This window comes from Romboutsia sp. (assembly GCF_035470145.1).
In the GTDB taxonomy this organism is placed as follows: domain Bacteria; phylum Bacillota; class Clostridia; order Peptostreptococcales; family Peptostreptococcaceae; genus Romboutsia_D.
The window spans coordinates 1-8,402 of the sequence record NZ_DATIRC010000115.1; the positions used below are offsets into that span (position 1 = coordinate 1).

The window sequence follows — 8,402 nt, forward strand, 5'->3', positions numbered from 1 at the left end:
GATCCTTGGCATGTTGATGATAGTTTATTGCAAGCATATGAAAATGAGTTCGGAAAAGATGCAATGATTAAAGTCAGACAAGGTGTTCACACTTTATCACCTCCTATGAAAGAATTAAGAGCCGATTTAATGGCTCATAGGGTTATTTATAACAATAATCCTATAGATAAATGGTGCTTATCTAATACAGAGATAAAAGTTGATATAAACGGAAATATTCAACCTATAAAAGGTGTTGATTCTAGAAAACGTATAGATGGAGCAGTATCTTTAATTATCGGATATGTTGTATTAAAAGATAAGATGTCAGAGTATGAAGTTATGATTTAGAAAGGAGGTGAGAACAATGGGTATATTTGATAAGTTCTTTAATAAAAATGTATCTTCAACTAGATTTCAAATGATTACAGACACAGGTAATGGTTTTTATAGTTGGAATGGAAAAATGTATCATTCAGATATAATAAGGTCCTGTATTAGACCAAAAGCAAAAGCTATAGGAAAGCTAACAGCTAAACATATAAGAAATAATTCAAAAGAAGGATTAAAAGTTAATCCAGATGTTTATATGAGATTTTTACTTGAAGAACCAAATCCTTATATGACAGGACAGATGATGTTAGAAAAAGTTGTAACACAATTACAACTTAATAATAATGCTTTTATATACATACATAGAGATGAATATGATTATCCTGTTGAATTATATCCAGTACCTGCAGTAGCAGTTGAAGCGATATACGATAAACAAGGATTTTTATATTTAAAGGTTACTATGGTTAATGGTAAAGTAGTTACTTATCCATATAAGGATATTATTCACATAAGACAAGATTATAACCAAAATGATATTTTTGGAGAAAGTCCAGCAAGTGCTTTAAAGCCACTTATGGAAATAATAAATACTACAGACCAAGGGATAGTAAAAGCTATTAAAAATGGTAGTGCTGTTAAATGGTTATTAAAGTTTAATCAAAGTTTAAGACCAGAAGATATACAAAAGCAAACTAAGGAGTTTGTAGATAATTTCTTATCTATAGATTCAGAATTTGGAGGAGCAGCTGCAGCAGATGCTAAATATGATGCTAAACAAGTTGATCCTAAAGATTATGTTCCGAATGCAACTCAAACTGAAAAAACAGTACAAAGATTATATTCATTTTTTAATACTAACGAGAAGATCATACAGAGTAAGTATAATGAAGATGAATGGAACTCTTATTATGAAAGTGAGATAGAACCTTTAGCAATACAATTATCTAATGAATTTACTAGAAAGTTATTTACTAGAAAAGAAAGAGGATTTGGAAATAAAATTGTATTTGAAACTGTAAATTTACAATATGCATCAATGAGCACTAAATTAAATTTAGTTCATATGGTAGATAGAGGAGCACTTGTACCTAATGAATGGAGACAAATTTTAGGATTTGGACCAATCAAAGGAGGAGATGAACCTATAAGAAGACTTGATACTGCAGTAGTAGATAATAAGCCACCTAATGAACCTAAAGTAGAATAATTTGAAAGGAGGTGAGATAAATGGATATAGAAATAAAAGGTGACATCATAGAAGATGATTCACAATGGTTATATGACTGGATAGGGTGGACCTATACAAGTGCTAAAAATATTTCATCACAGTTAAAACAAGCTAATGGACAGCCTATAAAAGTAAAAGTAAATAGTCCAGGAGGTAGCGTATTTGCTGCAAGTGAAATATATACAGAACTTAGAAACTATCCAGGAGATGTAAAAATAGAAATAGTTGGATTAGCAGCTAGTGCAGCTAGTGTTATTTCTATGGCTGGTAAAAGTATAATGTCTCCTACTGCTCAAATAATGGTACATAATGTATCTACTGGAGGAGTAAGAGGAGATTATAGAGTAATGGAGCATACAGCAGAAGTTCTTAAAAATGCTAATGATACTATAGCTAATGCATATATGGCTAAGAGTGGAATGAGTAGAGAAAAAGCATTAGAACTTATGAACAATGAAACATGGTTATCGGCTGAAAAAGCAAAAGAATTAGGTTTGATTGATGAAATAATGTTTGAAGAAAATAATAAATCACCCTTAAGGGGATTAAGTAACTTCAAAACAAAAGGATTATATAATTCATTTTCATCAATACCAGAAGAACTGATAGAAAAATTAATACAAGCAAATGGAGATCAACCTATATTAGTTCCTAAACAGAAGGACCATAAGGTTGATTTTTTAATGCAACAAAACATAGAAAAAGAAAAAATAAAAATAATGATGCTAAGAGGAGAATAACACTATGAAAATAATAGAAATATTAAAAAATAAGAAAACAACTTTATTAAATGAAGCTATGGATTTTGCTAATGCTGGAGATTTTGAAAATGCAAAAGTAAAGAGAGAGGAAGCAGAAAAAGTAGAAGTAGATTTACAAAATGCTATAAAAGAAATGGAAAATATAAAAGCATTACAGGATAATCATAAGGTGACAAACTTACAAAATACAGGCGTAGGAACTATACCAGGAACAGTAATAGATTCAACAAATAACATATCAAATGATGATATGTATGCTAGTTTAGAATATAGAAAGGCATTTATGAACCATGTTATAAAAGGTGCTGCAATGCCAGGAGAATTTTTAAATGTTGATACTGTTACAAAGACTACTGATATAGGAACAGTAATACCAACTACAGTTATGGAAAAGATAGTTCAAAAATTAGAAGCTACTGGAATGATATTACCTTTAGTTACTAGAACTGCATATAAGGGTGGAGTATCAATACCTACATCATCAGTTAAGCCAGTTGCTACATGGGTTGCTCAAGGTGCTGGTAGTGATAAGCAAAGCCAACCTGTTGATGGAGCTGTAACATTTGCTTATCATAAGTTAAGATGTGCTGTTGCAGTTACTTTAGAAACAGATGTAACATCATTAGCTGTATTTGAATCTACTTTAATAAATAATATAACTGATGCTATGATTAAAGCTATAGAACAATCTATAATAAGTGGTACTGGAACAGGTCAACCAAAAGGTATATTAGCAGAAACTCCTGTAGCTGGACAATTATTAGATATAGTTGATATAGATTATAAAACTTTAATAGATGCAGAAGCAGCATTACCTTTAGAATATGAAACAGATGCAGTTTACTGTATGACTAAAAAGACATTTATGGCTTATACAGGTATTACAGATAGTGCAGGGCAACCAATAGCTAGAGTAAACTATGGAATAGGTGGAAAGCCTGAAAGAACTTTATTAGGTAGACAAGTTATATTATGTAATTACTTAGATAGTTTCTCAGCTACTTTAGAAGAAGGAAAAGTATTTGCATTTTTATTTAACTTTAAAGATTATGTTTTAAACACTAACTTTAATATGGGTATAAAGAAATATGAAGATAATGATACTGATGATTTAGTGACTAAATCAGTTATATTAGTTGATGGTAAAGTAGTAGAAAAGAACTCTTTAGTAGTATTAAAGAAAAAAGCAGCAGTTTAAAATAACTTTAAGGTGGTGCTAATATGATAGAATCTGTAAAATTAGCACTACGAATTAAAAGTAGTGCTTTTGATGATGAAATTAATGATTTAATATTTGCAGCTAAAACTGATTTGAAAATATCAGGTGTTAATAATATAGATGACTATGATCCTATTATAATTCAAGCTATAAAAACATATTGTAAAGCTAACTTTGGATTAGACAATAAAGACAGTGAGAGATATGAAAGGTCATATGAATCTTTAAAACAACATTTAAGCCTGTGTGGTGAATATAATGAGCAACTTTGATGATGTTTTAGAATTAATAAATATCACTTATGGACAAAACTCCATAGGTGATACTATTAAAACTAAGACTTATACTGAAATATTTGGAACTAGAAAGAGCATAAAACAAAGTGAGTTTTATCAAGCACAATCAACTGGACTTAAACCAGAGTTAAGTTTTGAGATAAATTCATTTGAATATAATGATGAAAAGTATGCTAGATATAACAATAAAGAATATAATATACTTAGAACATATCAAAAGAGTATAGATAAGTTGGAAATAGTGTTAGAAGGTGTTGTTAATGGCTAAACCAAGGACTTCACATAAATCATACATTTCCAAAGTTGATAAAGCTAAGAAGAGGATACAAGAAAAACCTCAAAGAGTGTATAACATTATAGGTCAATTTTTAGCAAGTGAAATTAGAAGAAAAGCTAGAAAAAGAAGTGGTAGATTAAAAAAAAGTATTCAATATTGGGCAAGGAAAAAGGAAAAAGACTTACAAATAGGAAGTAAGTCTTTTTATGCTGCAGCTTGGGAATTTGGTAATAGTAAGCAAGCAGCAGATCCTTTTTTATTGCCTACAGTTATGGAAAATATTGATACTATAACTACTTTAACAAAACAAGTGTATAGTGAGTTGAATAGTGATGAATAAATTACTTGAATTAATATTACAAACATTAAAAACTAAGCATCCTAGAGTGTATCACGAAGATGCACCTAGTAATGCAGAGTATCCATACATAGTTTTTAATGTTAACGATGGATTTAAGACACATAGAGATGATTTAGTACTGATTATAGATATTTGGGATAGGAATGATTCATCTATTGTCATTGAGGATTTAACAGATACAATAGATAAGCTATTAGATGAATCTAATCTACCTAATGAATTTGTATTACCTACTTTTTATAGACAACAAAGATTTAAAGTAGAAGAACCAGATAAAAAGCTGAAACATAGACAGCTTAGATTCAACATTCAAACATATTTTAAATAGGAGGTGTAACCATGATAGTTTTAGGAAATGGAGTTTTTTCTATAGGGACTACAGATATTGCTCTTACAAGAGGTGGAGGACAATTCGTAGTAGAAAGAGAATATAGAGATATAGAAGCAGATGGGGACAAAGGTCCTGTAAAAGGAAGAACTGTTATAAATAAGTCAGTGCCAAAATTAACTATGAATGCACTTAGCATAATACCAGCAGATTATGGAACTTATTATCCAGGTATAACAGTTACTGATGATGTTAGTAATACTGTTATAACTGGTAGTGGTGATATACAAGATGCTGATTATCAAACTGTAAAATGGACTGGTAAAACTAAGGAAGGAAAAGCAGTAATAATAACTTTAAACAATGCTATAAATTTAGAAAATTTTGATTGGAATTTAGCTGATAAAGATGAAGTTATACATGCTTTAACTTATACAGGAACATATACAGAAGGTAGTGATGTAGAACCTTGGAATGTTGATTTTGTTAAATAAATAGATAAGAAATAGCACCTTTATTAGGTGCTATTTTTATGTAAAAAATAGGAGGCAATTTTATGGAATTAAGAAAATTAAACGGAAATGACATTTTTAAAGTATCTAGGATACTTAAAAAAATAAATTTAGATGTAAGTTCTATTAATTTATCAGATAAAAAGCAAGAAACTGTAGGCATAGAAATAGTTAAAATGATAGTTGAAAATTCATATTTAGCACAAGAAGAAATAAATGATTTTCTAGGTGGCTTATGTGGATGTTCTGATAAAGAATTTGGTGAAAAAGATTTAGATGAAATAGTAGAAGTTATAGCCAAATTTAAAGAAATGGTTAAGGGTACTAATTTTTTTATAACTGTAAGCAAATTGATGAAGTAGATTGTATCGATTTATTATTAAGTAGATATTCAAACATTGATTATATTCTTAATATGAGCTGGGAAAATGCTATAGAGTTAATAAATAAAGCATATGAAAAAGATTTTGAGAATAAAGCTTTTAGCATATGGCTTACTAAATATCCATATATGGATGAAAATAACTTTATAAGTTTTGAAGAGTATAAGAAAAACTTTATGCAACCAACTACAAATACACTTTCTAGTATAGAAGATACACTAAAAGAAGTATCAGAAATAAGACAATTAAAGGCTAGAAAGGAGGGCGAAAAGTAAATGGAAATATTTAAACTCTTTGGATCTATACTTATCAAGGATGAAGATGCTTTAAAGAAGTTGGACAAAACAGATAAAAAAGCAGAATCTGTAGGAAAAACATTTGATTCTATAAAGAAAAAAGCATTGGTAGTAGGTAAAGCAATAGGAGTAATGGCTACAGCAACAGCAGGTGGATTAGCACTAATAACTGGAAAAGCACTAGAAACTGCGAATGAGATAACAAAATTCAGTCAAGTTACTGGACATAGTACAAAAGCATTCCAGGAATGGGATTTTGTTATGAAGAACTTTGGCTATTCTATGGAACAGGCTAATGGAGATTTAGCAGCACTTGGAGAAAAAGCTATGGATGCAGCTAATGGAGCAGGTGAAGGAGCAGAGTTATTTGGTATGCTTGGTCTTAGTGTTACAGATGCAAGTGGTAAGCTAAAGAGCCAAGAACAAATATTTAATGAGACGATAATATCACTTCAAGGCATGGAAGATGTTACTAAAAGAAATGCAATAGCATCTGCATTGCTATCGACAACAGGAGAAGAATTAGTTCCAGTTCTGAATATGACTAATAAAGAATTAGAAGAAATGAAGAAAAAAGCTGGAATCATATCTGATGAAGATTTAAAAAAGGCTGCTAAATTTAATGAAAAATGGAATGAAATTAAAAATAAATTCAATGTATTTGCTACAGATATAGGTATAAAAGTTATACCTATAGTACAACAAGCTATGAAAGGGATGCAATTTTTCGGTGATAAGATAGGCTATGCTAATGGGAAAATAACAGATTTCTTTGAAGGCACTAAAAACATGAAAGAAGGAGTTCAAAAAGTAGCAGATTCTCTAGGTGATGACTTATCTAAGTTAAGTCCAAATAAAATAGGCAAAGGACTAAATGACTTAATTAAAAATGCTTTAGGTATAGTTAATTGGAGTGAATTAGGTGCTAAACTTGGTAGATACATACAACTAGCTATAAATGGGATAGGTGACTTAACAGGATTTATACTAGACATTACGAATAAAATCAACTGGGGGCAAATAGGACGTGCTTTATTAGAAGCTACATTAAATATGCTTTTAGGTATAGTAGATGCTGTAACTGATCCTGGTTTTTGGATAGGTTTTATAGCTAAGAACTGGGAACAAATTCTTTGGTTAGCTATAGGAATATTCTTAGCTCCTGCTAAATGGATAGGTAAAATAGGTAGTAAAATTGATGATATATTAAGAGGTATACCTATACTTGGTAAATTATTATCATGGATAACTAAACCTATATTAGAATTTGCTAATAAACTTTCTAAATTCGGAGATGATGTTGGTAAATCATTCGTAAAAGGTTTTGATAACGCTTTAAATATAACAGGAACACTAAATAAACTGAAATTAAATTGGAAATTTACTATAGAATATCTTAAAACATTTATTGATGATGCTAAAGGTTTTATAATTAGGGTATTTGAAAAAATAGGAAGTGGAGCAGCTAAACCATTTAATACTCTTAAAACTACAGTTAAAAATGTTGTAGATAGTATAAAAGGGTGGTTTAGTCGTCTTAATATTAAGTTGCCAAAACTAAATTTCCCTAAAATAAAATTACCTCATTTTAAAATTAATAACTGGTCTAAAAATCCTGCTGATTGGTTGAAAGCAAAACCATCTATAGGTGTAGAATGGTATGCTAAAGGAGGAATTTTAACAAAGCCTACTGTATTTGGTATGAACGGAAACAAAGCAATGGTAGGTGGAGAAGCTGGACCAGAAGCTATACTTCCTATAAAAGAATTACCTAAGTTATTAGGATTAGATAAAAAAGAAAAAGAATCTAACAACAAAACTGTTAATATTACTATTCAAAATATGAATTTATTTGATAAAGGCGATAAGGAAAGAAATTTACAAGAAATAGCCTTTTTATCACAAGTCTAGGAGGTGTCATATGCTTATAATAGATGGACTAGACTTAGAAAATAATGGTTTTATATTTGTTTTAAATGGTTTATTTAATAATGAAAAACAATTATTTGAATCAGATTTATTTTCTGATGGTAGTTTTATAGGAAATGAAAAGATAAAAGCTAAAAAACTTTCTTTGAATGGGACTATAACAAATAATTTAGTTAGCAATATGGATAAATTAAATCAGATATTATATAGAAAAGGTGCTAAAAAAATTGAATTTTCTATGGGTAATAAAGAATATATGATGATGGCTAATGTTGAAAATACTTCTTTAAGTGATAAAAGGTCTATAGTTATTAATTTAATATCACCAGATCCATATAAATATTCTAGGTATCCAGAGGTATTAAATATTAATGAAACTAAAGGTGTAGGAGTTAAATTTCCTTTACAGTTTCCTGTTAAATTTGAAGGTGGAGAAAGTTTTGAACGATATATAACTAATATAGGAAATGTTACATCTTATCCTGTTATAACTATAG

13 protein-coding genes are annotated in these 8,402 nt (G+C 29.5%); all 13 read left to right on the forward strand.

Translation table 11 applies throughout. The features are described 5' to 3' along the window. The coding region (locus VLM92_RS04630; RefSeq protein ID WP_325275186.1) for a terminase TerL endonuclease subunit at window positions 1-330 on the forward strand (330 nt) is incomplete at its 5' end. A 16-nt stretch (window positions 331-346) separates the two neighbouring features. After that, entirely contained in the window at window positions 347-1,522 is a 1,176-nt protein-coding gene (locus VLM92_RS04635; protein WP_325275187.1) for a phage portal protein, read from the forward strand. Between the two features lie 20 nt (window positions 1,523-1,542). Beyond that, window positions 1,543-2,283, forward strand: coding sequence for a head maturation protease, ClpP-related (locus VLM92_RS04640; RefSeq protein ID WP_325275188.1), 741 nt, complete (start codon window positions 1,543-1,545; stop codon window positions 2,281-2,283). A gap of 4 nt (window positions 2,284-2,287) precedes the next feature. Beyond that, complete coding sequence (locus VLM92_RS04645) at window positions 2,288-3,502, forward strand: phage major capsid protein (RefSeq protein ID WP_325275189.1); 1,215 nt, start codon at window positions 2,288-2,290, stop codon at window positions 3,500-3,502. A 23-nt stretch (window positions 3,503-3,525) separates the two neighbouring features. After that, window positions 3,526-3,795: a head-tail connector protein gene (locus VLM92_RS04650; protein WP_325275190.1), complete on the forward strand. Its 270-nt coding sequence runs from the start codon at window positions 3,526-3,528 to the stop codon at window positions 3,793-3,795. Beyond that, a complete protein-coding gene (locus VLM92_RS04655; RefSeq protein WP_325275191.1) occupies window positions 3,782-4,087 on the forward strand; it encodes a phage head closure protein in 306 nt (101 codons plus the stop codon). Before VLM92_RS04650 ends, VLM92_RS04655 begins: the two co-directional genes overlap by 14 nt. Next, window positions 4,080-4,436 (forward strand): HK97-gp10 family putative phage morphogenesis protein, encoded by a 357-nt coding sequence (locus VLM92_RS04660; protein WP_325275192.1) that lies wholly within the window; start codon window positions 4,080-4,082, stop codon window positions 4,434-4,436. Before VLM92_RS04655 ends, VLM92_RS04660 begins: the two co-directional genes overlap by 8 nt. Continuing rightward, the gene (gp17, locus tag VLM92_RS04665; RefSeq protein ID WP_325275193.1) at window positions 4,429-4,785 is read left to right on the forward strand and encodes a tail completion protein gp17; all 357 of its coding nucleotides are present in this window, start codon (window positions 4,429-4,431) and stop codon (window positions 4,783-4,785) included. Before VLM92_RS04660 ends, gp17 begins: the two co-directional genes overlap by 8 nt. An 11-nt stretch (window positions 4,786-4,796) precedes the next feature. Further along, window positions 4,797-5,279 carry a hypothetical protein gene (locus tag VLM92_RS04670; protein ID WP_325275194.1) on the forward strand — a complete coding sequence of 161 codons (483 nt, stop codon included), beginning with the start codon at window positions 4,797-4,799 and terminating at the stop codon, window positions 5,277-5,279. A gap of 62 nt (window positions 5,280-5,341) precedes the next feature. Continuing rightward, complete coding sequence (locus VLM92_RS04675; protein ID WP_325275195.1) at window positions 5,342-5,659, forward strand: hypothetical protein; 318 nt, start codon at window positions 5,342-5,344, stop codon at window positions 5,657-5,659. Window positions 5,660-5,712: 53 nt separating this feature from the next. After that, window positions 5,713-5,955 (forward strand): hypothetical protein, encoded by a 243-nt coding sequence (locus tag VLM92_RS04680; protein WP_325275196.1) that lies wholly within the window; start codon window positions 5,713-5,715, stop codon window positions 5,953-5,955. After that, window positions 5,956-7,887 carry a phage tail tape measure protein gene (locus VLM92_RS04685; RefSeq protein ID WP_325275197.1) on the forward strand — a complete coding sequence of 644 codons (1,932 nt, stop codon included), beginning with the start codon at window positions 5,956-5,958 and terminating at the stop codon, window positions 7,885-7,887. 10 nt (window positions 7,888-7,897) lie between these two features. Continuing rightward, a partial coding sequence (locus tag VLM92_RS04690) for a hypothetical protein (RefSeq protein ID WP_325275198.1) occupies window positions 7,898-8,402 on the forward strand: 505 nt, incomplete at its 3' end.

Bases quoted from the DNA above. Each gene is read 5' to 3' on its own strand.
- VLM92_RS04660 (WP_325275192.1), top strand. From the start codon at position 4,080: ATGGCTAAACCAAGGACTTCACATAAATCATACATTTCCAAAGTTGAT.
- VLM92_RS04650 (WP_325275190.1), top strand. From the start codon at position 3,526: ATGATAGAATCTGTAAAATTAGCACTACGAATTAAAAGTAGTGCTTTT.
- VLM92_RS04670 (WP_325275194.1), top strand. From the start codon at position 4,797: ATGATAGTTTTAGGAAATGGAGTTTTTTCTATAGGGACTACAGATATT.
- VLM92_RS04685 (WP_325275197.1), top strand. From the start codon at position 5,956: ATGGAAATATTTAAACTCTTTGGATCTATACTTATCAAGGATGAAGAT.
- gp17 (WP_325275193.1), top strand. From the start codon at position 4,429: ATGAATAAATTACTTGAATTAATATTACAAACATTAAAAACTAAGCAT.
- VLM92_RS04680 (WP_325275196.1), top strand. From the start codon at position 5,713: ATGAGCTGGGAAAATGCTATAGAGTTAATAAATAAAGCATATGAAAAA.
- VLM92_RS04640 (WP_325275188.1), top strand. From the start codon at position 1,543: ATGGATATAGAAATAAAAGGTGACATCATAGAAGATGATTCACAATGG.
- VLM92_RS04645 (WP_325275189.1), top strand. From the start codon at position 2,288: ATGAAAATAATAGAAATATTAAAAAATAAGAAAACAACTTTATTAAAT.
- VLM92_RS04655 (WP_325275191.1), top strand. From the start codon at position 3,782: ATGAGCAACTTTGATGATGTTTTAGAATTAATAAATATCACTTATGGA.
- VLM92_RS04635 (WP_325275187.1), top strand. From the start codon at position 347: ATGGGTATATTTGATAAGTTCTTTAATAAAAATGTATCTTCAACTAGA.
- VLM92_RS04675 (WP_325275195.1), top strand. From the start codon at position 5,342: ATGGAATTAAGAAAATTAAACGGAAATGACATTTTTAAAGTATCTAGG.